24 protein-coding genes are annotated in these 22,933 nt (G+C 42.1%); 5 read left to right on the top strand and 19 right to left on the bottom strand.

The window, feature by feature from the left end; genetic code table 11:
* Window positions 1-9: 9 nt before the first annotated feature.
* Complete coding sequence (locus tag MKY20_RS08630) at window positions 10-948, bottom strand: DHH family phosphoesterase (protein WP_019383071.1); 939 nt, start codon at window positions 946-948, stop codon at window positions 10-12.
* A 140-nt stretch (window positions 949-1,088) separates the two neighbouring features.
* Here MKY20_RS08630 and MKY20_RS08625 point away from each other — a divergent pair, with 140 nt between their 5' ends.
* The gene (locus tag MKY20_RS08625; RefSeq protein WP_019383070.1) at window positions 1,089-1,394 is read left to right on the top strand and encodes a YtpI family protein; all 306 of its coding nucleotides are present in this window, start codon (window positions 1,089-1,091) and stop codon (window positions 1,392-1,394) included.
* Between the two features lie 260 nt (window positions 1,395-1,654).
* Here MKY20_RS08625 and MKY20_RS08620 read toward each other — a convergent pair whose 3' ends face one another.
* The 3 genes from MKY20_RS08620 to MKY20_RS08610 form a co-directional block, all read right to left on the bottom strand.
* The gene (locus MKY20_RS08620) at window positions 1,655-2,974 is read right to left on the bottom strand and encodes a CBS domain-containing protein (protein ID WP_009333252.1); all 1,320 of its coding nucleotides are present in this window, start codon (window positions 2,972-2,974) and stop codon (window positions 1,655-1,657) included.
* 313 nt (window positions 2,975-3,287) lie between these two features.
* Window positions 3,288-3,536: a hypothetical protein gene (locus tag MKY20_RS08615; RefSeq protein ID WP_251266951.1), complete on the bottom strand. Its 249-nt coding sequence runs from the start codon at window positions 3,534-3,536 to the stop codon at window positions 3,288-3,290.
* Between the two features lie 301 nt (window positions 3,537-3,837).
* Window positions 3,838-4,518 carry a metal-dependent hydrolase gene (locus tag MKY20_RS08610; protein ID WP_009333256.1) on the bottom strand — a complete coding sequence of 227 codons (681 nt, stop codon included), beginning with the start codon at window positions 4,516-4,518 and terminating at the stop codon, window positions 3,838-3,840.
* Between the two features lie 161 nt (window positions 4,519-4,679).
* On the opposite strand from MKY20_RS08610, the gene MKY20_RS08605 reads away from it, so the two are divergent.
* Window positions 4,680-5,777: a M24 family metallopeptidase gene (locus tag MKY20_RS08605; protein WP_251266952.1), complete on the top strand. Its 1,098-nt coding sequence runs from the start codon at window positions 4,680-4,682 to the stop codon at window positions 5,775-5,777.
* A 132-nt stretch (window positions 5,778-5,909) separates the two neighbouring features.
* On the opposite strand, the gene ald is transcribed toward MKY20_RS08605, so the two are convergent.
* Window positions 5,910-7,031 (bottom strand): alanine dehydrogenase, encoded by a 1,122-nt coding sequence (gene ald, locus MKY20_RS08600; protein ID WP_251266953.1) that lies wholly within the window; start codon window positions 7,029-7,031, stop codon window positions 5,910-5,912.
* A 157-nt stretch (window positions 7,032-7,188) separates the two neighbouring features.
* A complete protein-coding gene (locus MKY20_RS08595) occupies window positions 7,189-7,356 on the bottom strand; it encodes a hypothetical protein (protein ID WP_009333262.1) in 168 nt (55 codons plus the stop codon).
* Window positions 7,357-7,465: 109 nt separating this feature from the next.
* On the opposite strand from MKY20_RS08595, the gene MKY20_RS08590 reads away from it, so the two are divergent.
* A complete protein-coding gene (locus MKY20_RS08590; protein ID WP_009333264.1) occupies window positions 7,466-7,921 on the top strand; it encodes a universal stress protein in 456 nt (151 codons plus the stop codon).
* Between the two features lie 39 nt (window positions 7,922-7,960).
* On the opposite strand, the gene argH is transcribed toward MKY20_RS08590, so the two are convergent.
* From argH to pbp4b, 3 genes are all read right to left on the bottom strand, one after another.
* Window positions 7,961-9,355 carry an argininosuccinate lyase gene (argH, locus tag MKY20_RS08585; protein WP_009333266.1) on the bottom strand — a complete coding sequence of 465 codons (1,395 nt, stop codon included), beginning with the start codon at window positions 9,353-9,355 and terminating at the stop codon, window positions 7,961-7,963.
* Window positions 9,352-10,560 (bottom strand): argininosuccinate synthase, encoded by a 1,209-nt coding sequence (locus MKY20_RS08580; protein WP_009333268.1) that lies wholly within the window; start codon window positions 10,558-10,560, stop codon window positions 9,352-9,354. The genes argH and MKY20_RS08580 overlap by 4 nt, the downstream gene beginning before the upstream one ends.
* A 189-nt stretch (window positions 10,561-10,749) precedes the next feature.
* Window positions 10,750-12,141: a penicillin binding protein PBP4B gene (gene pbp4b, locus MKY20_RS08575; RefSeq protein WP_071156152.1), complete on the bottom strand. Its 1,392-nt coding sequence runs from the start codon at window positions 12,139-12,141 to the stop codon at window positions 10,750-10,752.
* A gap of 240 nt (window positions 12,142-12,381) precedes the next feature.
* On the opposite strand from pbp4b, the gene MKY20_RS08570 reads away from it, so the two are divergent.
* Window positions 12,382-12,696 (top strand): hypothetical protein, encoded by a 315-nt coding sequence (locus MKY20_RS08570; protein WP_009333272.1) that lies wholly within the window; start codon window positions 12,382-12,384, stop codon window positions 12,694-12,696.
* Between the two features lie 237 nt (window positions 12,697-12,933).
* On the opposite strand, the gene MKY20_RS08565 is transcribed toward MKY20_RS08570, so the two are convergent.
* The 9 genes from MKY20_RS08565 to sppA all read right to left on the bottom strand — a co-directional run bounded on the left by MKY20_RS08565 (window position 12,934) and on the right by sppA (window position 20,800).
* The gene (locus tag MKY20_RS08565) at window positions 12,934-13,446 is read right to left on the bottom strand and encodes a MogA/MoaB family molybdenum cofactor biosynthesis protein (RefSeq protein ID WP_019383064.1); all 513 of its coding nucleotides are present in this window, start codon (window positions 13,444-13,446) and stop codon (window positions 12,934-12,936) included.
* A gap of 41 nt (window positions 13,447-13,487) precedes the next feature.
* Window positions 13,488-14,327 carry an EcsC family protein gene (locus MKY20_RS08560; RefSeq protein ID WP_009333276.1) on the bottom strand — a complete coding sequence of 280 codons (840 nt, stop codon included), beginning with the start codon at window positions 14,325-14,327 and terminating at the stop codon, window positions 13,488-13,490.
* 138 nt (window positions 14,328-14,465) lie between these two features.
* A complete protein-coding gene (locus tag MKY20_RS08555; protein WP_251266954.1) occupies window positions 14,466-15,653 on the bottom strand; it encodes an acetate kinase in 1,188 nt (395 codons plus the stop codon).
* A gap of 530 nt (window positions 15,654-16,183) precedes the next feature.
* Window positions 16,184-17,167, bottom strand: coding sequence for a class I SAM-dependent methyltransferase (locus tag MKY20_RS08550; RefSeq protein WP_341000872.1), 984 nt, complete (start codon window positions 17,165-17,167; stop codon window positions 16,184-16,186).
* Between the two features lie 129 nt (window positions 17,168-17,296).
* Entirely contained in the window at window positions 17,297-17,797 is a 501-nt protein-coding gene (tpx, locus tag MKY20_RS08545) for a thiol peroxidase (RefSeq protein WP_341000871.1), read from the bottom strand.
* A 127-nt stretch (window positions 17,798-17,924) separates the two neighbouring features.
* Window positions 17,925-18,389: a GerW family sporulation protein gene (ytfJ, locus tag MKY20_RS08540; RefSeq protein ID WP_009333284.1), complete on the bottom strand. Its 465-nt coding sequence runs from the start codon at window positions 18,387-18,389 to the stop codon at window positions 17,925-17,927.
* A gap of 17 nt (window positions 18,390-18,406) precedes the next feature.
* A complete protein-coding gene (locus tag MKY20_RS08535; RefSeq protein ID WP_009333286.1) occupies window positions 18,407-19,102 on the bottom strand; it encodes a DUF2953 domain-containing protein in 696 nt (231 codons plus the stop codon).
* 84 nt (window positions 19,103-19,186) lie between these two features.
* Window positions 19,187-19,774, bottom strand: a complete 588-nt coding sequence (locus MKY20_RS08530; RefSeq protein ID WP_009333288.1) for an RDD family protein — start codon at window positions 19,772-19,774, stop codon at window positions 19,187-19,189.
* Window positions 19,775-19,789: 15 nt separating this feature from the next.
* On the bottom strand, window positions 19,790-20,800 hold the full coding sequence (gene sppA / locus MKY20_RS08525) for a signal peptide peptidase SppA (protein WP_019383062.1): 1,011 nt from the start codon (window positions 20,798-20,800) through the stop codon (window positions 19,790-19,792).
* 258 nt (window positions 20,801-21,058) lie between these two features.
* On the opposite strand from sppA, the gene MKY20_RS08520 reads away from it, so the two are divergent.
* Complete coding sequence (locus MKY20_RS08520) at window positions 21,059-21,859, top strand: NAD kinase (protein WP_009333292.1); 801 nt, start codon at window positions 21,059-21,061, stop codon at window positions 21,857-21,859.
* A gap of 139 nt (window positions 21,860-21,998) precedes the next feature.
* Here MKY20_RS08520 and rarD read toward each other — a convergent pair whose 3' ends face one another.
* Window positions 21,999-22,931, bottom strand: coding sequence for an EamA family transporter RarD (rarD, locus tag MKY20_RS08515; RefSeq protein ID WP_071156203.1), 933 nt, complete (start codon window positions 22,929-22,931; stop codon window positions 21,999-22,001).
* Window positions 22,932-22,933 lie beyond the last annotated feature (2 nt).

Below are 22,933 nucleotides of genomic sequence, written 5' to 3'. Positions count from 1 at the left end.
CATTATATTTTAGTTAGCTTTGCAGACATCCTCCAAATCTCTTACAACCGATTCCATCTCTTCCCATGAATAAATGGAAGCTCCGGCAGCAAGAGGATGTCCTCCGCCATTATACTTTCTTGCAACTTCATTAATAATTGGACCCTTCGAACGGAACCGCACACGGATTTGATCGCTCTCCTCGATAAAGAAAACCCAAGCTTTTATTCCCTTCACATCGCCTAGAACACTTACAAGCAGGGAAGCTTTAGAAGGTACTGCCTGAAATTCTTCGAGCAGTTCTTTTTTCAGGATCATGACAGCTGCACCGCTGCCTCTCATTTCAAAGTTCTGCAGTACATAGCCTTTCAATTTAACAATATTTGCGTCCAGCTCATACATCTTATCAAACAGTTCCGGCCGCGAAAAATTATAGTGAATCAGTTCACCTGCATATGCAAACGTCTTTTCTGTCGTGCTTGGATAGAGGAAACGGCCGGTGTCCCCTACTATTCCGGCAAATAACAATCTAGCAGCTTCATCAGACATTTTCAGACCCTGATCTTTGCCGAAAAGATAAAACTCATAAATCATTTCACTGGTAGAGCTTGCATCCGTATCAACCCACATCATATCTCCATATGGATCCATATTCGGGTGATGGTCAATTTTGATCAGTTTATTACCCGTTCCATATCTATCATCACATATCCGTTCCGCATTTGCTGTATCACAAACAATGACCAGCGCCCCATTATATGCATCATCAGATACTTCATCCAGCCTTCTCATATAATGAAGTGTTTCTTCTTCCTTCCCGACAGTGAAGATTGATTTTTCAGGGAATGAAGCCTTCAGGATTTCAGCAAGGCCTCCCTGTGAACCATATGCATCCGGATCAGGACGGACATGCCTATGAATAATGATTGTTTCATATTTTTTAATTTCATCAAGTATCTTTTGTTTCATGGCGCGCTCCTTTTTTCTGAATACTACTTTATTTTTACCATATCATCGTGAAAAGAAAAAGAAAACACAGCACGCTTATGGCAATTTTTTATTAATGAAGGTAAAATAATAAGAGATTGTCGAAACTTGGAGGTTATGAAATGCCTATCTTTGTTATCCTGATTATTCTCTCTTTTTCTTTCTATATTTTCTACAAAGTGAAATTCTTCAGAAGCAGACAGCCGGCTGAAAGACAATGGATATCAGCCAAGTCCAGGATTGCGCTTGGATCATTCGTCGCCATATTTGGCCTTAATCAGCTGTTTTTATACAATACAACAACAGCTCTTATTGTGGGAATTGTGTTTATCCTTGTTGGGGTATTAAGCATATGGGGCGGCATGAAAGCATATAAGTTTTACATGCCTCACGCTGCAAAAGAAGCTGAGGAAGCAAGGAAGAGTTAAATTTAACCGGATTTCCGTAAGTGCCTGCAAAAAAAGCCGTTCAAAATGTGAGCGGCTTTTTCTTCATCAGATGGAAAATATATCCTTGAACACTTATTACTGTCTAACGCAAACAGCCGGCCCCCTCGAGATGAGGCCCTCAGGACAAGGGAGTCTTCGTCATCATAAACATCGCACGACCGAAAGCGGCAGCTTTTGGGAGGACGTGGCGTTCTTGGTCTGCGTTCCTTTGTGGGCAAGGTGCTTCTGCTTTTCTTGTATTAATGTCTGTCAATTAGCTGGCACATCATCATTGCCTTGCCTACAAGGACGCCTTCGTTAAAAACTTCCACATCCACTTTTCCGAACTTCCGTCCTACTTCCAATACTTTTGGATAGATTTCAAGCATACTGTCGATTTGAACAGGCTTAATAAAGTAGACCGTCATATTTTCAACTACGAGATCACCTTTTTTATAGCTTCTTAACACTCTGTTTGCAGCTTCCGAAACAATGGTTGTAAAGACCCCATAGGATATCGTTCCAAGGTGGTTGGTCATCTGCGGAGTAACCTCACAGCGATAAACGTCATCCCCTTTGGTTTTTCCCCTAGTCATAACCAGCTGGTTGGTGACTATATCGTCAATTGTTTCACCTACCTGCGGCTGCCTTTGGATCATCTGCAGCGCCTTCAGCACATCCTGACGGCTAACAATCCCTTCAAGTTTATTGGCTTCATCTACCACAGGAAGCAATTCAATCCCTTCCCATACCATCATATGCGAGGAAGAGGCAACGCTCGTTTTTCCGCCAACCGTCATAGGGTTTTTGGTCATAATTTTTTCAATAAGCGTTTCTTTATCATGTCCCATAATATCCTTGGAAGTGACAACTCCCTGCACTTTTAGATTACTGTCGACAACCGGGAATCGGCTATGGCCGGTTTCACGATTGTACGTTAGCCAATCTGCAATTGTATCGGTTGTTTTCAGGAAAATCGCTTCTTTCAGAGGAGTCAGGATATCTTCAACAAGTACAATCTCCTTTTTGATAAGCTGGTCATAGATAGCCCGATTGATCATAGTTGCAACTGTGAAGGTGTCATAGCTGCTTGAGATCACAGGAAGCTGCAGATCGTCAGCAAGTTTTTTGACATGGTCTTCTGTATCAAAGCCCCCAGTAATTAACACAGCAGCCCCAGCCTTCAATGCCAATTCGTGTGCCTGGGTCCGGTTTCCGACAATCAGCAGGTTTCCGGCATCCGTGTATCTCATCATCGCTTCAAGCTTCATCGCTCCAATAACAAACTTGTTCAGTGTTTTATGAAGACCAGCTCTTCCTCCGAGTACCTGGCCGTCAACGATATTAACAACTTCGGCAAAAGTAAGCTTCTCAATATTTTCTTTCTTTTTCCGCTCGATTCTTATTGTCCCAACACGTTCTATTGTACTGACATATCCCTTATTTTCAGCATCCTTAATTGCTCTGTAAGCAGTCCCTTCACTCACAGCGAGCGCCTTGGCGATCTGTCTGACCGATATTTTTTCTCCAATTGGCAGTTCATCAATGTAATGTAATATTTGCTCATGCTTAGTAGCCAAGACTTTCACCCTCTACAAATTATTCCTTATTTTTCATTATAAGGGTAAAGAGACCTTGATACAATTGACTTCGGCAATCTTAAATTATCGCAGGCTAACGGGCAGTATAACCCCCACTTCAAGACTCAGAGCAATCAAGAAGATAGGTAGGGGTCAAACTGCCCATAAAGGCCCGATAGAAGAACAAAGACTAAGAACGCCACGTCCTCCCAAAAGCTGCCGCTTTCGGTCGTGCGATGCTCATGCTGACGATGCCTCCTTGTCCTGTGGGCCTCAACTAACAACAATGAGGGACACTGATTGAAGTTTCACTTTATCTGCCGAAGGAACGCACCCGCTTCCTTACTGCCATTTTGCGCACCCGCTTCCCCGAAGCAGCCGCTTTTTTCGGGGCAAACAACAATGCAGTCAGGTTTCCGGCAATGACAAAAAGGGCAAGGGCCAGCCAGCTGATGGCAAAGATCCCTTCAGTCCCTCCATTAAACACACCCATTCTAGGAGCGGCATAATAAAGCAGCAATCCGCACAGCAGCAAACATAGCAAATATCGATTTTTATTCAATTTAGCTTCCTCCTTTATCCTATCCTCCCTAAAATGTATGCGGACAGGCTGGGAAAATGATTGGTTTTTAAAGAAAAGCGTAAGCGCCTTGCCCACCCCCGACAAGCATAAGACGAGCCCTGCAAGAAGGGGTTCTTTCCTTCTGGAAGGGATTGACTAGTCTTTTGTCCCCAGGAGTCGCAACTAGACAGGCTTGTGACCTCGAGGGGATAGGCTGCTTGCGCTAGACAGTTATCTAACTTCAGGATTTATACATTCCTCATTAACAAACGCAGCCTCCATCGGAAGCTGCGTTTTCATATTATAATTCGATTGATTCTCCTGCTTCCAGCACCTGCCCGACTCCTGTTTCCAGCATGCTGATGAATTTATGCGGATCCTGCCTGATTGGCGGGAACGTGTTGAAGTGAATCGGAACCACCTTTTTGGCGCCAAGAAGTTCTGCTGCGTATGCTGCATCATCCGGACCCATAGTGAAATTGTCCCCGATCGGCAGAAATGCCAAATCTATCGGATGCCGGTCGCCAATTAACTTCATGTCAGAGAAAAGCCCTGTATCCCCTGCATGGTAAATCGTTTTTCCTTCTAAAGTGATGAGAACACCGGCTGGCATTCCCAAATAGATGATTTCCTGATTCTCTGTCTCGAGGCCAGTTCCATGAAAGGCTTGTGTCAGCTTCACTCTTCCGAAGTCAAAATCATATCCGCCTCCGATCGACATTCCATGCGCGTTAACTCCCTGCCAGCCCAGATAGGTGGCAAGCTCAAAGTTGGCAATGACAAGAGAGTCATTGCGCTTTGCCAGTTCAATCGTGTCCCCAAGATGGTCACCATGTCCATGGGTGACAATGATGACGTCTGGCTTCTGGTCCTCAGCTTTTAAGTCTGTCAAATCATTCCCGGTAATAAAAGGATCTATTAAGATGGTTTTTCCCTGTGATTCGATCTTCACTATGGCATGGCCATGAAATGATACTTTCAATTTTATGCTCCTCTCTAATTTTAGGTTATGTAAGTTACTTCAACGAAAAACAAGTTATTCCTGCTTTCTTTTAATATATACCCGATTGGCAATCTTTAAAAAGTTTACATTTTCTTATTTAGTTGCTACTCTCAAAGTATAAGTAAATAAGGAGGTTCACTATGAATAATAGATTGCAGAAACTATCTCAGTGGATGAAGGAAAATGATATCCAGGTCACCTTTGTAACATCACCGGATAATGTTTATTATTTAAGCGGCTTTTTAAGCGACCCACATGAACGCTTGCTTGGGCTGGCTGTTTTCCAGGAAGAAGAGCCTTTCCTCGTATGTCCGGCCATGGAAAAAGAAGATGCCAAGAAAGCAGGCTGGAGCCATGAACTTATTGGCTACAGCGATATTCAGAACCCTTGGGAATTCATCCAGACATCCATACATAAGAGAATTGGGAAGGTAAATAAAGCAGCAATCGAAAAAGAGCATATGAATGTAGAGCGGTATGAAGCCATCTCTGCTCTGTTAAGCGGCGCTTCATTCGCTTCGGCAGAAGAAAAGCTTCGCCAGCTTCGGATGGTTAAAGATGAAAAAGAATTGGAAATCATTCGCGAAGCATGTGCACTGGCCGATTTTGCGATTGAAACAGGCTGTGCCGAGATCCAGGAAGGAAAAACTGAACTGGATGTTCTAGCTGCTGTAGAATATGCGTTAAAGAAAAAAGGCGTTAACGAAATGTCTTTCTCTACCATGGTCCTGACGGGGGCTAACGGGGCTTCTCCTCATGGCACACCAGGAATGACGAAGATTCAAAAAGGGGATTTAGTCCTATTTGACCTCGGAGTTGTCTGGAATGGCTACTGCTCAGATATTACTAGAACTGTAGCTTACGGTGATATTAATGATAAACAAAAAGAAATTTATGATACCGTCTTAAAAGCTCAGCTTGCAGCTGTTGAAGCGAGCAAGCCGGGAGTCACTTGCGCAGATATTGACCTGACAGCTAGAAACCTGATAGCAGAAGCCGGCTACGGCGAATATTTCCCGCATCGATTGGGCCACGGACTAGGTGTGAGCGTTCATGAATATCCTTCACTAACAGAAACAAACTCACTTTTGCTTGAAGAAGGTATGGTTTTCACCATCGAGCCGGGAATCTATGTCCCAGGCGTTGCCGGAGTGCGGATTGAAGATGACCTTGCTGTAACAGCAGACGGAGTTGAAATTTTAACCAAGTTCCCGAAAGAGCTTCAGGTTATTAAATAGACATTAGAAAAAATTCCACAAAAAAATCCGGAGCTATTCAGCTCCGGATTTTTTTTGAAATAAGGGTTTAAATTCTGAATTGAGATAAGTGTCAAGCTCCAGGCGCCGATAAGCGGATACCTGGAGCTTTTCCTATTGCTGTTCCAATTGCGTACTCGTATCTGAATAGTCAAGGCTATGGGCCTCTGCTACCGCTTTGTAAGTCACATAGCCATTTAACGTATTAACTCCCTTTAATAAAGCCTCATTATCCAGACATGCCTGCTTGTAGCCTTTATTCGCAATTTGAACTGCATAAGGCACCGTCACGTTGGTCAGTGCAAGAGTGGATGTTCTGGGAACTGCTCCAGGCATATTAGCTACCGCATAATGAACTACGCCATGCTTTTCATATGTGGGATTATCATGGGTCGTAATTCGATCAGTTGTTTCGAATATTCCACCCTGATCGATCGCAATGTCCACAATTACAGAGCCCGGGTTCATCGTTTTAATCATATCCTCTGTGACAAGCTTCGGTGCTTTTGCTCCCGGAATAAGTACGGCTCCAATTACGAGATCTGAATCCTTAACAGCTTCAGCGATATTGTAAGGGTTAGAGATAAGCGTTGTTACTTCTTTTCCGAAGATATCATCCAGCTGCCGAAGGCGGTCGGGATTCAAGTCAATCATTGTTACCTTTGCCCCAAGGCCTATTGCCATTTTTGCCGCATTGGTTCCAGCAACCCCGCCGCCGATTATGGTAACATTTCCACGCTGTACACCTGGTACCCCCGATAGCAGGATTCCTTTCCCTCCATGTATTTTTTCTAAAAATTGGGCTCCTACCTGAGCTGCCATTCTTCCGGCAACTTCACTCATTGGAGTCAATAGAGGCAAAGTCCGGTTGGGAAGCTGGACTGTTTCATAAGCAATGCCAGCTACTTTCTTATCAATTAAAGCACTTGTCAAATCAGGTTCAGCAGCCAAATGCAGATATGTAAAGAGAATTAACCCTTCCCGAAAATATACATATTCGCCTTGTATCGGCTCTTTAACCTTCATGACCATATCCATTGACCATGCCTCTTCTGCAGTTTGAACAATATGTGCACCAGCACCTATATAGTCGTTATCCGAAAAACCGGAACCTGTCCCGGCATCCGCTTGGATATAGACTTCATGTCCAAATTGAATGAGATTCATAACCCCAGCAGGGGTCATCGCAACCCTGTTTTCATTGTTTTTTACTTCCTTTGGAACTCCGATACGCATGCTGCATACCTCCGTAGTTTAAGTGAAATACCTATTAACTTTATATGGCTATTTGACGGAAAAGTATACAAAACCTTTGCCCATTTTTACTTTTTCCGGCATTCTTAATTCTCAGCTAAAAAGCTCTCATGATTAATGAGAGCTTTGCTTCTTTTTCTTATCGGAGATGGCCTTCATTCCGTTCGTGAGCTTTCATGTCAAACTCGGCATTCGGCTGATCAATAACACCGCTGTTATAGGCATTCATAATTTGTTCGCTAACTTCATTTGTCCCCTGCTCATCAAAAAAATATGCGGATCCTGCTTGTGGTTCTCGCTTTTCCATCCTCATCTGCTCCTTTAATATATTTTTATCAGCCTTACTATTGTTCGATTTTTTGTTACAGATATTCAGATTTTACAGCTGTATAATATAGGTAAAGGAGGAGATACAAATGGGCATGAAGTATAAAAACATATTAGTCGCTGTAGATGGTTCAACGGAAGCAGAATGGGCTTTTAAAAAAGCAATTGAAATTGCGAAGCGCAATAATGCTTCTCTTGTCTTGGCACATATCATTGATACCCGCACTTTTGCTACTGTTGAAGCCTATGACCGCACAATAGCTGAAAGGGCTGACCTTTTCGCAACTGAATTAATGGAAAAATACAAAAGAACAGCAATGGATGCAGGCATCGATAATGTAACATATGAAGTCGATTATGGTTCCCCAAAAGTGAAAATTCCAAAGGATATTGCCAGAAAGCACAGCGTCGACCTGATCATTTGCGGTGCAACAGGCATGAACGCAGTTGAACGTTTCATCATCGGCAGTGTATCTGAACATATTACCCGCTATGCCCGCTGTGATGTCCTCGTTGTCAGAACGGATAAAGAAGATGAAGAATAGAAAAAAATGGCGCTGCCTTCCGCAGCGCCATTTTTTCATTTATTTATTGACAAACTCTTTAATGCCGAGAGATTCCTTCGCTTTATCAATTGCGATGCTTACTTGTTTGAATCCTGTTCCGCCTGCACTATTTCTTCTTTTGACAGCTGTATAAGGATTCAGCACTTCATAAATATCTTCATCGAACAATGAATGGGCGTTCTTGAAATCAACAAGCGGCAAATCTCCAAGGAAGCATCCCTTTTGTACACAGACAAGAACAAGTTTCCCGACAATTTCATGTGCTTCTCTGAATGGAATGCCTTTATCAGATAGATAATCCGCCAATTCAGTAGCGTTGGAAAAATCATTTTTAGTCGCTTTTTCCATTTGCTCTGTTTTAACCTTCATGGTGCGGATCATCCCTGCAAAGATTTTCAGTGAACCTGTGACTGTCTTTACAGTGTCAAACATCCCTTCCTTATCTTCCTGCATATCTTTATTATAGGCTAGCGGCAGGCCCTTCAGTACTGTCAGCAGCCCCATAAGGTTACCGTATACACGTCCGGTTTTACCGCGGATGAGTTCCGCCATATCCGGATTCTTCTTCTGCGGCATAATACTGCTGCCAGTTGCGAAGCTGTCGTCCAGTTCAATGAATTGAAACTCCTGGCTTGACCAAAGGATGAATTCTTCACTTAAACGAGACAGATGCATCATCAGGATTGAGCTTGAGGATAAAAACTCAAGAATAAAGTCTCTGTCACTGACCGCATCCAGGCTGTTCTCATAGATGCCTTCAAAGCCCAGAAGTTCAGCTGTATACTCACGGTCAATCGGGAAAGTGGTGCCAGCCAGAGCCCCTGCTCCAAGAGGAGATAAGTTTATTCTCTTTAAGCTTTCAGAAAAACGCTCTTTGTCCCTCTCAAGCATCCAGAAATAGGCCATTAAATGGTGGCCGAAAGAGATCGGCTGTGCCCGCTGCAGATGAGTATAGCCCGGCATGATAGTTTCCACATTATTTTCAGCCTGGATGATTAACTCTTCCTGCATTTCCTGAATCAATTCAACAATCTGCTCCACCTGCTTTCGCAAGTATAAATGCATATCTGTTGCCACCTGGTCATTTCGGCTTCTTGCGGTATGAAGTTTACCTCCGACAGGCCCAGACAGTTCGGTCAAATGACTCTCAAGATTTAAATGGATATCTTCAAGCTTTACTGAGTAAGCCAGTTCACCCTTAGCAGCTTTCTCTTTAAGCTGCTGAAGGCCTGTTTTGATTTTTTGAGCTTCGTCCTCTGTGATGATTCCTGTTTTAGAAAGCATGGCAACATGGGCCATGCTCCCTTCGATATCTTCCATAACCAATTCCTGGTCAAATGAAATTGACGCTCCGAACTCATCTACCCATTCTTCAGCAGATTTTGTGAATCTGCCTCCCCATAACTTTTTCACACTGTCACCTTCTTGCTGTTTTGAACAATGCTCTGCACCTTTGTCGGCAATCCCCAAAGCTTAATAAAGCCTACTGCCGCATTATGGTCAAATTCATCATCAGAAGTATAAGTTGCTAACTTTTCATCGTATAGGGAATAAGGAGATTTTCTTCCTTCAACAATCGCATGGCCTTTAAACAGCTTCACTCTCACTGTTCCTGTAACAAAGGTTTGTGTCTCTTTCAGGAAAGCCGTTAAAGCATTGTTAAGCTGCGAGAACCACAATCCCTCGTATATAAGCTCAGCCACTTTTTTCTCAATAACCGGTTTAAAGTGGGCCAATTCTTTTACCATCGTTAAATCCTCAAGCTCTTTATGTGCTTTAAGGAGTGTCATTGCTCCCGGACACTCGTAAACTTCACGGGATTTGATTCCGACAAGACGATTTTCAACATGATCGATACGCCCAACTCCATGCTTGCCTGCAACCTCATTCAGTTCGGCAATAAGCTCGGAAAGCTTCATACTTTTGCCATTCAAGCTGACTGGAACACCCTTTTCAAAACCGATTTCAACCGTATCAGGTGTATCAGGTGCTTTTTCAAGAGAAACAGTAAGATCGTATGCATCTTCCGGAGGAGCTGCCCATGGATCTTCCAAGACTCCGCACTCATTGCTTCTGCCCCATAAGTTTTGATCAATGCTGTACGGAGAATCCAGATTAATTGGGATGGGGATATTGTTTTGTTTTGCATATTCAATTTCTTCCTCACGTGACCAGCTCCACTCACGAACCGGAGCCAGCACTTGAAGATCAGGGTTAAGGGCCTGAATTGCCACTTCAAAACGAACCTGGTCATTTCCTTTGCCGGTACATCCATGCGCGACTGCTACTGCACCTTCTTTTTCTGCTACTTCAACAAGCTTTTTGGCGATCAGCGGGCGTGAAAGTGCAGAGACTAATGGATACTTATTTTCATATAAGGCATGTGCCTGCAGCGCTATTAATGCATATTCATTAGCAAATTCCTCTTTTGCATCAATCACATAAGATTGGACAGCTCCCACAGTTAAAGCTTTTTTCTGGATAAAGTTCAGATCTTTCCCTTCACCAACGTCTAGGCAGCAGGCAACAACAGCATAACCTTGATCCTGCAGCCATTTAACCGCAACTGATGTATCCAATCCGCCTGAGTATGCAAGAACAACTTTATTTTGTGACATTTATATTTCCTCCTTAGATTGTTCGTATAAATATACAACTAAATTATGTTTTTATTCATTTATTATTCTCTTACTTTAACAACCTTTTTTTTAAAAATCAATACTTATTCTAAAAAATGTATAAAAATAAATAAAATTTTCCCAACAAAAAAGGCAAAAGCCCCGTTTTGGCTTTTGCCCTGTAATAGTTTAGTCATTTAATGCTTCATAAACCGCTGAAATTACACTTCCATATTGACTGATGCTGTATGTGTCACCTTGAAACTTATGCGGATCTTTTAATGGATCGATGACTGGAGAATGTTTTTTATTTGTCAGGAGAGCGATAGCTAAATTATTTTCCCTGTCTATCACCGTTACCGTTCCTGTCCAGCCAGTATGTCCAAAAACTTTTTTCCCGGCATACTGGCTGAACATCCACTCCATACTTGAATCTCCGTTCAAACGCCATCCTAACCCATATGTAGGGTTCATATCATATGGTTCTACAAACTCATCAATTGTGCGTTTATCAAATAACTTTACATTTCCATAGCCTCCATCATTAAGCATCACCTGCATCAGGACAGCAAGATCTGAAGTTGTGGAAAAGAGGCCAGCATGCCCGGATATTCCATCCATTGAATAAAAAGACTTCTCATCATGAACCTCTCCCTGGAGAGTATAGGTCCGGATATTAGGGAAGGAAATGACCCCATCCCTGGTGTTGCCGTGTAATTCAGTTGCAGCGAAATCCTTTTCTTTGAAACCCTTGCGGAGCGGATTAAATAAAGTATGCTTTAACCCTAAGGGCTTATAGATATGATTCTCAGTATAATGGTCCAGCTGCATTCCCGTTATTTTTTCAATAATAAATCCCAGCAGCATATAGTCAATGTCACTGTAAACCTGTTTGGTGCCAGGTTCATACTGAAGGGGAGTTTTTAAAATCATGGAAAGCGTTTTACTGCGTTCCTGGGAATACAATTCTCCCGCCCTTTCAGGATTATGATAATGGATGCTTGAAGGAAATCCGGCAGTATGATGAAGCAAGTCGATTATCCGGAGTTCACCTTTCCCTTTTATTTCATCGTCCGCTGAATCTTTAAATGCAGGAAAATAATGCTGAATTTTTTCTTCAAGATTGATCTTACCTTCACTGACAAGATGCTGCAGTGAAAAGTTAACGGCATACATTTTCGTGTTTGATGCTAAGTCAAACATGGTTTTTGTCTTCATTTTCTGCGGGTGAGTTAATGGATCAGTTTTATCAAATATTTTGGCTGAACCATATGCGGAGTTTTTAACAATCTTTCCATCTTTAATTACGACTAAAGCTGCTCCTGGAAAACCATTTTCTATTTCTCCCTCGATCAGCTTATCAACCTCTTTGAGCCTTTTGGAAGAAAAGCCTGCATCCTCGGGGCGCTTTGCTTTTGACAAGGTTGGATATTCTAATGGTTTTTTATGTTTAAAGACTTGCTCTTCTGAACTGCTGCTATCTGTTGTGCCCAATTCCACTCCTAAGGCTGCAATGGGATAAGGCAAAAGCAAACTCAACACCAGGCCTAAAACTGTTAAGCGTGTTATAAACCTTTTCATATTCTCCCCCTTTAAAATAATTAAATATTCTTAATAGTAAATATACTATTCGATTTCTATTAAATCTGCAAACCAATCCCATAGCCTTTCTATTAAATCAGTACTTGTGAACCAAGTTCATTTATTTTCACATTAGTCCCATAATAGTATCTGCAAAAAAGATTGAATACTAAAACATCCATGCACCATAAACACCTTTATAGTAAAATAAAAACAAGATTATCGTTTGGGGGATTCATAATGGAAGAGCATTTTTCACATAATCGTCGTCTTGGCATTCCTATACCGGCCTTTGACCGGGATTGGGATGAATATTCACCAAAAACACAGCAGATGATCCTGTTTCAGTGGGAAAAAATAAGAGGCAGGATTCCTGACCGCATCGCAGAGCTTGAAGCGGATATCAACAGGAAACAGGCTGAGCTATCAGATGAGGGCAATTTCGAAAGATCATGCAGACTTAACAGTGAAATTTCAGAACTGGCATCAGTCATAAATGATCTGTGGCTATGGTATCGAACGAATCAGGATATTACAGGGAAAATGCATTCATAATAGAAAAGCGGAAGCGCCTTGCCCAGGAAGAAATGCAGACTAAGAACGCCACGTCCTCTCAAAAGCCGCCGCTTTCGGTCGCGATGTTTTTGCTGCCGAAGCCTTTCGAAGCCTTCCTTGTCCTGCGTCAACTCGAGGGGGGAGGGCTGCTTACGCTAGACGGTTCTCAAAGTTCAAAATGATACTTCCTTCTCTTTTCAAAAAAACCTTTCCGCGGAGGAAAGGTTTTTTTGCCCTTTATAAATCTTTCCTTAGTTCCCTGACGATATGCCCGAGTTCAGGCAAAATCAGCTTATTCATCGCAAGGCGAACTGCCCCTGATGATCCTGGTGTTGAGAAAACTGCTTTATTTTGAACTGTGCCTGCAGCAGCTCGTGAAAGAATGGCCGCAGACCCGATATCTTCCGTATAGCTTAGCATTCTGAACAATTCGCCGAATCCGTCCATTTCTTTATCAAATAATTGTCTTACTGTCTCAATAGTCACGTCCCTTAACGCAATTCCAGTGCCTCCATTTGTAAGTACAGCATCAATGCCGGGGTTTTCACAACCTTTTAATACGGCCTGGCGAATGAGACTTCCTTCATCCTTGACGATTTCATAGTCAGATATGACATGTCCTGCCTCTTCCAGCAGGCGGATCATCAGCTTTCCGCTTTTATCAGTTTCTTTATCTCTCGTATCACTCACGGTGACCACTTTGCATCTAACTTCTTTTGGCGCTTCTTTTTTATGCTCGAATGTACTCATTTGGCATCACCTTTGCTTATAAATCATAGTTATCCGGGAGTTTACTGCTGATTGTTTTTTCTATGCAAATATCTCATTTGATAATATTTATGAGCGAAATCTGTTACTTTTCTTGTCAGCTGATAATTGGTCCCGGCTCCAATGGCCATGCTGATGAAAGGAATTCCTTGAACGGATTTTCTCCGAAAAAAGTAAATAGCCATCGCTTTAAAAAGCTGCTTCATTGGCTGCTCAACCCAGGTTATATCAGTCAATTCTTCTTTTCCCTCATAAAAATAGAATTCTTCCTGATTCTTCAGCTCGTTCTTTAATTCTTCCCAAGCACTGCCCTGCATGCGCGGCGGCAGTGTGGCTGCGTGAAAAACCTTAAGAGAGCTCATCATTTCGAATGGAGTATTGACTTCAAAACCATAGGTCATGGCAATCAGCTGGACGGCACGAAGATTAATAACCGCCATAGCAGGAATATCTGTACCCAGCATGAGTGAGCTGCCTGAACCTGCAATGCCGCCTTGCGCAAAAGAATAAAGGCGATGCCGGGCAATCTGCTGCTGAGCTATGTATTGAAGCTGGTCGATAGTCAATTGCTTAAGGTCTTCAATCGTTTCAATATCAGAATGAAAAACACGGCCTGCTGTCAAAATGCGCTCTTTCGCATCCATTTGAAGCTGTGAGCCTTGAATAAGCGCATGAAGATGAAACAGCCAGCTATCCATTGCTGAAAAAAATTGCTGCTGAACTTCTTCAGGCAGTAGTGAGAAAGACCTTTCCAATGATTTATCATAAACCATTTCCAAATCATTGGGCTCATAATTTAACAGCTTGTTCTCCCACTCCTGAATACCGGTCAAAACACTTTCTTCCCGTTCGTTCAATGGCATCGCAATTCCTCCCAAAACATTTTTTTCTTGGACTCAGTATAGCATAAGCAGATGATGAATTCTCCTTCCGCCTGGCGGGGACTAAATCTCGATAAAAACAAAAAGACAAGAGCGTTAGCCCTTGCCTTGTTATGAATGTTATTTAGACAATCTCAAAACATCACGTGCAATCATGACTTCCTCATTTGTCGGGATAATCATGACTTTAACTGGTGAATGAGGGTAGTTAATGAATGCTTCTTCACCGCGTACTTTATTTAATGCAGGATCCCAGTATACGCCCATGAATTCCAGCCCCTGAAGAACACGATCACGGATGACATCACTATTCTCACCGATTCCGGCTGTGAAGATGATCGCATCTACGCCATACATGCGGGATGCATAGGATCCGATATATTTATGGATTCTGTTTGCGAATACTTCAAGAGCCAATTCTGCTCTTTCATTTCCTTCAACAGCTTGAACTTCAATATCGCGAAGATCACTGGAGAATCCGGAAACACCCAGCATACCGCTCTTTTTATTTAGAACGTCAAGAACTTCATCTGCATTCTTACCCGTCTTTTCCATAATGAATGGAATAAGTGCAGGGTCAATGTTACCTGAGCGCGTACCCATTGTAACACCCGCTAACGGAGTGAACCCCATGGAGGTATCGATTGACTTTCCGCCTTCAATAGCTGTAATACTCGCTCCATTCCCTAAATGGCAGGAGATGAGGCGAAGCTGTTCAAGCGGTCGGCCAAGCATTTCTGCAGCACGCTCTGATACATATTTATGTGAAGTGCCATGGAATCCATACTTGCGGATGCCATACTTTTCATAATACTCATATGGCAGACTATATAGGAATGAGCTTTCAGGCATCGTCTGATGAAATGCTGTATCAAATACCGCCACTGCAGGCACATTTGGAAGAACCTGCTGGAATGCCTTAATTCCCGTAATATTAGCCGGGTTATGAAGGGGTGCAAGTTCAGAAAGTTCATCTATTTTCGCAAGCACTTCATCCGTAATGACTACAGAATCGTTGAATGCCTCACCGCCGTGTACTACACGATGGCCAATTCCTTCGATCTCATCAAGAGATTTAATAATCTCAAGATTTGTTAATTTATCTAGCAGGATTTTAACCGCAACTGCATGATCAGGTATATCCGTTACTTCCTTGATTTTTTCTCCATTTACAGAGATATTGAAGACTGCATTATCCAGCCCAATACGCTCGATTAATCCTTTGGTAATAACCTCTTCACTCGGCATGTCAAATAATTGAAATTTTAACGAAGAACTGCCGGCATTGATTGCTATGATTTTTGCCATAAAGCTACCGCTCCTTTAGAAGATGTTCAAAGGGACTTCATTGTCTCTCCAAACCCATACTTTTATATAACAATGTGTGATACGACACTAAAAGTAATACAACTTTATTCTGTGCATCGGCCACAATTAATATCTCTCAATTTCCCATTTAAACACTGTAAGCAATACATTTCAAGAAGCACCTTGCAATGGTATCGTTTTCATGATAAATTAAATATTTTCTGATACTTCCCTATATTTAAAGAAAAAGCGGCAGCGCCTTGCCCACCCCGGACATGCACAAAACGTGCCTCTCGGAAAGGCGTCCTTTGCCTTTTTGTGAGGATTCCCCCGAAATGTGGAGGAAACTGCCCAGGGACGATAGGCATATGACGGTTGCTGTAAGAAAGGCGCTCTTCCTTCTGAAAGGAAACGGCTTGTGACCTCGAGGGGTAGGCTGCTTGCGCTAGACAGTTATCAATGTGTAAAAATTATACTTTCCATACATTTAAAAAGAAGCCGGCAAATGCACGGCTTCTTTTCGTTTATCCTTATTTGCTTTCTTTAAACCAGACATCAATTTTCTTGAGAATTTTTTCAGCTTCTGCTGTTTTGGACAAGCTGGGCAAGTTGACCAGCAGAGCCTGCTTAGGTGGAGTGACTCCATCCCCTTTTTTCTGAAGGATAAATATGCTTTTGGCAGCTTTTTCATTTTTGAACATGGTAAGCGGCAGCTGGACCAAACCTTGAATATAGGCAGTTTCCTTAATGAATTCATGCAGCTTTGGTGCCTGTTCACTTTCAAACAGCCCATTTGGAATGATGAAAAATAAATAACCTCCAGATTTCACATGATTCATGCTCTGCTCAATAAATAAGTGATGGGAATAGGAATGTCCCTCATCTGCTTTTAACTTATACTCAGCTGAACGGACATCATTCGGATAATAGCCAATAGGCAGATCACTCACTACAGCATCAGCAGCTTCTATAAACAGGGGCTCAAGGCTATCCTGGTTAAAAAATTGAATGGGATGCTCCTGTAAATTGGCATTTATATAAGCAAGCTTAATTAATAAGTCGTCAATCTCAATCCCAGTTGCCTCAACCGTTTTATCCTTTTGGTGATTCATTACAGTTGTCAATAAATTTCCTGTTCCTACTGCAGGATCCAGCAGGCGGAAACTTTTTTCCTGAATGAATTTTTCGACTAGATACCCCATTAGCATGCCCACTGCATCAGGAGTCATTTGATGATTAGGCTGTACATTTTCTTTCATGCCTTTTAATATGGCAAGCTGAAAGGATTTTCTAATCTCTTCTTTTGAGTAGCTGCTTAAGTTAATTGATTCATAACTCTTCCTAAGCCTTTTTACTGTTAATTCGCTTAGCTCATCCTGAAGAATGCTTTCATGGAATAAATTCTCTCCTGTTTCTGCAAGAGCTTCAAGGTATGTAGAATGCAGTTCTTCCTGCATAATCGTAGCCGTTTCATTTAACATGGTAAATAAATCCTCAACCGGAGTTATTTTCACAGCTTATTCCTCCCGTCCTTATTCTTTTTCCTATTTTAACGGGCTTTTGTTTCATTCACAAGTTTGGTGCTGAAGGGAAGTAAAAAAATAAAGCCCCGGACCAAATCCGGGGCTTTCAATATTCTATGATTATTTCGCCTGCTTAGCAGCTTCCACGGCCGCTTCATAGTTTGGATGATCTGTTGCTTCACTTACATATTCCGCATATGTAACTGTGTCATTTGAATCGACAACAAAAACGGCACGAGCCAATAGGCGAAGTTCCTGGATGGCAACCCCATAAGCTTCTCCGAAAGAAAGGTCACGGTAATCAGAAACGGTTTGAACATTTTCAATGCCTGCTGCTGCACACCAGCGTTTTTGAGCAAATGGAAGATCCACACTTACAGTAAGAATCTTAACATTGTCAAGCTTGGAAGCTTCTTCGTTAAAACGGCGTGTCTGTGCATCACAAACTCCCGTGTCAATAGAAGGAACTACGCTGATTAGACGCACCTGCCCTTTTGAATCAGCAAGTGTTACTTCAGAAAGATCATTTGCCAGCACCTTGAATTCAGGAGCTTTATCTCCAACTTTTACTTCATTGCCCAGCAATGTTACAGGATTTCCTTTGAACGTAATAGATGCCATTTAAATCGTCCTCCTTAATCACTTATGTACAGTGTAAATCATATCTTTTCAGAATCTTTTTTGCAATTATTAAGGATACATTCCAAGAAAAAAGTTAACTCTCCCTGGGAAAGTTAACTTCCTTCTCTTAAATATCAAGGTCTTGTTTCTTGCCGCTGTACTCATCATTGTTTTGACTCTGAGGCTGGCTTTGCTGATTGCCGGTTCCTCCGTCTTTCTTGTTGAACATTTGCTGAATTTTATCGACGGCCTGTGGAGCAAGGTCAAGAATTTTCTCATATAAATGAGTGCTTTCATCCAGATGAACCATTTTCACCCCTTGAGAATTGACAATCAAAAAGGCGATTGGAGTGATGGAGACACCGCCGCCGCTTCCGCCGCCAAACGGGTGGCCCTTTTCCTCGCCTGATTGTCCATCAAGCATGAATTCGCTTCCTCCTGCGGCAAAACCAAAGCCGACCTTTGAAACGGTTAAAATTACACTTCCATCAGGGGTTTCTACTGGATCCCCAATTATGGTGTTAACATCAATCATCTCTTTCAGGTTTTCCATGGCAGTAGTCATAAGACCTTGAATAGGATGGTCAGACATTCATTGCTCCTCCTTTTTTAGACAGTTTTAGTACCATCATCAGATAAGGCAGAAAGCGGCTTTGTCCTGAAGTCGGGCCGTCCGCCTTTCCAATATTTGATCAGTTTAATTCCTGCTAACATAGCATGCCCGACACGAAAATGAATCATACATGAAATGGCTGTTTGTGAAACGGAAAATTGGAAATGGGGAGTTACAGTGATGCTGGGAGGCGTTTTCAGCTTCATATAATGACTTATTAATCCAAGAATGCTCCCTTTTATCGCCCAGAGAGCTCCAGTTAGCATTCCCGTATGGGCTGCATCCCCAAGGCCAGCAAATGTATGCCATTCAAGATTCCGGATAGTCACACGCTTTAGAAATTTCCGTATTATTTTGTGAATAGACACGATATGATTTATTATTGATTTCGTATCATGCAAACTATTAATAAGATCTTTTGCGGAGAATTGCTTTGTATCCTGTTTAGGAGCATCCTCCTGTGGTCCAGCAGCTGTCTTTTCATTAACAACAAGAGTTGGCGAGTTATCATCAAGTTTTATTAGAGGGACTTCTATTTTGTATCTGATTAGGCCGAACCAGGCTTTAAATTGGATTTTTAAATGGTCATTATCATTACCATGGTAAAAATGAATATATATCTTTAGTTTTGTTGCCATGATTAGAATTAAAAGAAGTATGAGGGCAATTACGGCAATCAGAAGCCACTTCACTTTTTTCACACCCTTTCAGCATTGTATTATGCCCAACTGAAAAAAAATAAACCTGCCACCAAGCGGTGACAGGCTTCCTTTTTTTCAATTATAGACTTGTTCTTTTTGCCTTTCATGAACTACAGAGGTTTCTGCAAAAAGGTCATGCAGCCCCTGTTTCTTCGGCAGGAATGCTACAATCACATACCCGACAAAAATGGTCGCTGATATAAAGCGGCCGATCCATTCACGGAACAAAATTGTGCTCCATGTCAGTTTCTCTCCTTTAAGATTTACTACCTTTAAACCAAATACCATTTTACCGAGTGTCTGGCCAAAAAACTTTGTCATCAGCACAAAATAGGCATAAAACGTAATGGCAGTAGCTATCGAAATCGGAGCAAACAAATTGCTTTCATGCAGAGGAATATCCAGCGCCCTAAAAATTGGATTAATCAATATCCGGTCAACACTGCCAACCACAATTAAATCTAAAAGATAAGCCCAAAATCTCATCCAAAACCCGGCAAACCTGATTGGTTCCCCAGTTTTCTGAATGGGGAGGGTTTCTGCTTGTGTAATCGTTTCGTTAACAGCAGGAGCTGCTTCATCAGGGGATGACTCATTCCTGCCTTCACCCTGCAATGATACAGGACGGGCAAGCTCTCTTTCATTCTGTTCATTTGAAGTCATTTTCTCTCCCCCTCCCTATTCAGCATAAAGATACATTAAACGCGGTGAGTTTGGCTGAGATAACAATTTCATCATCCCTGCCATTTCCAGGTCATCCCCCATGATTTTTCGCGCCCCCATGCTGAACATGGAGCCGAACCCAAAATTCTCAGTGTACTTAACAACCTGGGCACCATCTAATTTATGGTCTTTCTTTAATTGTTCAATTACATCATCGGCATAGCCAAAACCGTCGATTAGATTTAGTTCTTTCGCCTGCCGTCCGTCATAAATACGGCCATCAGCAATTTCCTTCACCTGTGCCTCAGTTAGTCCGCGTCCTTCCGAGATGACTTTAACAAACCCTGCATATGAATTATCAATCATGGATTGAAGGATTTTTCTTTCCTCATCTGTCATATCTCTGGTAGGGCTCATAATATCTTTATACGGCCCGCTCTTAATCGTTACAAACTCGACACCATATTTTTCAGCAAGCCCTGCATAATTATAGCCCTGCATGATAACACCCAGCGAACCGGTCATTGTCTCAGGGCTCGCAAATATCTTGTCAGCCGGAGCGGATATATAATAGCCTCCGGATGCAGCCATGGACCCCATTGATATGTATACTGGCTTCTTTGTTTCTTTTTGAATTTCAATAATCTTATCATGTATTTCGGCGCTTTCCACTACTCCTCCGCCTGGAGAATTAACCTTAATGACAATCGCCTTTACTGTGCCGTCTTCTTTCACATATTCAAGATTATCCATGAATCCTTTGTGATTATATCCCGGGCTTGCAAATAAAGAAGCTGCATCTCCAGTATCCTGAATCACTCCATTTACATCAAGCACGGCTATCTTTTTCTGTGCATTTCCCTCTTCAATGACTTCTTCCAAAAACGCTTCATTGCTTCCTGCAAACAGTTCATTTACCGAGCTTTCAAAATCTGTAAATGCAAATGCAGTTACAAAGTTCAGCACAACAGAAAAAACAAACAGACCTGCTGCTATTCCCAGTGCAGCCCAACGTTTTCCATTCATTGTGAAATCCTCCTTTTAATATGCTTTCTCCTTACATAACCAGCCGCCTTGTGCCTTGTTTGACCGATTATGATTCCCAGAAAACCTATTCGTCACATATTCTTCATACGTATAAACTTTTAAAATGTTTCAAAAAAAGGTAAACTGAACTCAGGCAACCATAATCATAGCAAAATATGAATTATTTGGGAAAGAAAATCCTCAAGGACATTTCCCCCTGGAATTCCACAACCTTTATTACTGTTTGGAGGAATGAATATGCCTGAAAGACGCAATATATACTTTTATCACAAAAAAGATGAAGCAACGATGGAGAAAGTAGCACCGCTTTATAGCCTGGCTGAAGAGCATGCCTTTACCATTGTTAATGACTTCAAACAAGCCAATATCATTGTAAGCATCGGGGGAGACGGAACGTTTTTGCAGGCAGTTCGTAAAACTGGCTATAGGGATGATTGTTTGTATGCCGGGATTTCAACGACTGGCAGCCTGAGCCTGTACTGTGATTTCCATCTCGATGATACCGCGAAAATGGTAGAGGCAATGACAAATGAACAAGTAGAAGTAAGACGCTATCCCACTATAGATGTTACGGTTGATGACCAGACATCGTTTCAGTGCTTAAATGAATTCAGCATCCGTTCTGCCATCATTAAAACTTTTGTAATCGATGTCTTTATCGATGATTTTCATTTTGAAACGTTCCGCGGGGACGGAATGATTGTTGCCACCCCAACTGGAAGCACGGCTTATAATAAATCTGTAAATGGAGCTGTTGTTGACCCGCTGCTTCCCTGCATGCAGGTGAGCGAACTCGCTTCACTGAATAATAATCGCTATCGCACGCTCGGATCTTCCTTTATCCTGAGCGGAAACAGAAAGCTGACCCTAAAGGTGGTTCAAGATGGCAACGACCACCCTACAATGGGAATGGACAACGAAGCCCTCAGCATTCAGCATGTAGAAAAGATTGATATTAAACTTAGCGACAAAATCATTAAAACCGTAAAACTGAAAGACAATTCCTTTTGGGAAAAGGTTAAGAGGACATTTTTATAAGAAAAGCGGAAGCGCCTTTCCCACCCCAGGCACCTCGAGGGGGGTAGGCTGCTTGCGCTAGACAGCCTGGCGTTCAAAACTTTATACTTTCTAATTTTTATAAAAAAAGAGTTTCGCAAGATGGTGCGAAACTCTTTTTCTATATGCCAATACCTTTTCCGCGTTTTAGTTTTGTTTCCCAATGGGCAAAGAGTTTTGTTCTTGAAACAGAGTAAATCGTTAAGGCCAGCCAAATAAACATAAAGGAAAGCAAGTGAAGCTTTGTAAAGTGTTCATGATAAACGAAGATCCCCAGAATCAATGTAATTGTCGGCGCAATATACTGCAGAAACCCAAGCATGGACATCGGTATCTTTTGTGCCCCTTTGGCAAAGTACAATAGCGGTACTGCTGTGGCTGCGCCTGCTCCTATAAGGAGCAAGTCGGAGCTTAGCGAAACATGCAGGAATGCCTGTTTGCCATCCATGAAAAGAATAATCATATAAATAAATGCTATCGGGGTCACTACAAGTGTTTCAAGCGTTAACCCAACTGCTGAATCCACCTTTATAAGCTTTTTGGCAAGCCCATAAAGACCAAAGGATAAAGCAAGGACAATGGCTATCCAGGGAAACCGCCCATAGCTGACAGTCAAAATCAAAACCCCTGTAAATGCAAATCCAAAAGATAAATATTGCGCAGTTGATAGTTTCTCTTTAAAAACCACCATTCCCAGAATCACACTTACGAGCGGGTTAATATAATAGCCAAGGCTAGCCTCAATCATCTGATCGTTATTGACCGCCCAAATATATAAAAACCAGTTGGTGCTGATCAGAATGGAGGCAATTATAAGGGCGTAGAGCTGCTTTCTATTTGTTTTAAATCCTTTCATTGTTGCAGCAAAATCATTCCATTTCTTTGATGCCAGCAAAATCATCAGCATAAAGAAAAATGACCAAAAAATCCTGTTTGCCAAAATCTCATCTGCTTGGACGTGATCTAAAAACTTCCAATAAACCGGGAGAATGCCCCATAAAAAGTAAGCAAACCCTGCGTATAGAGCTCCCGTTTGCACTTCATTATTTTTCATTG

It is taken from the genome of Cytobacillus sp. FSL W8-0315 (assembly GCF_038002905.1).
Taxonomy (GTDB): Bacteria; Bacillota; Bacilli; order Bacillales; family Cytobacillaceae; genus Cytobacillus; species Cytobacillus pseudoceanisediminis.
The sequence above is the reverse complement of the archived record's forward strand: the minus strand, read 5'-3'. Positions and strand labels throughout refer to the sequence as shown.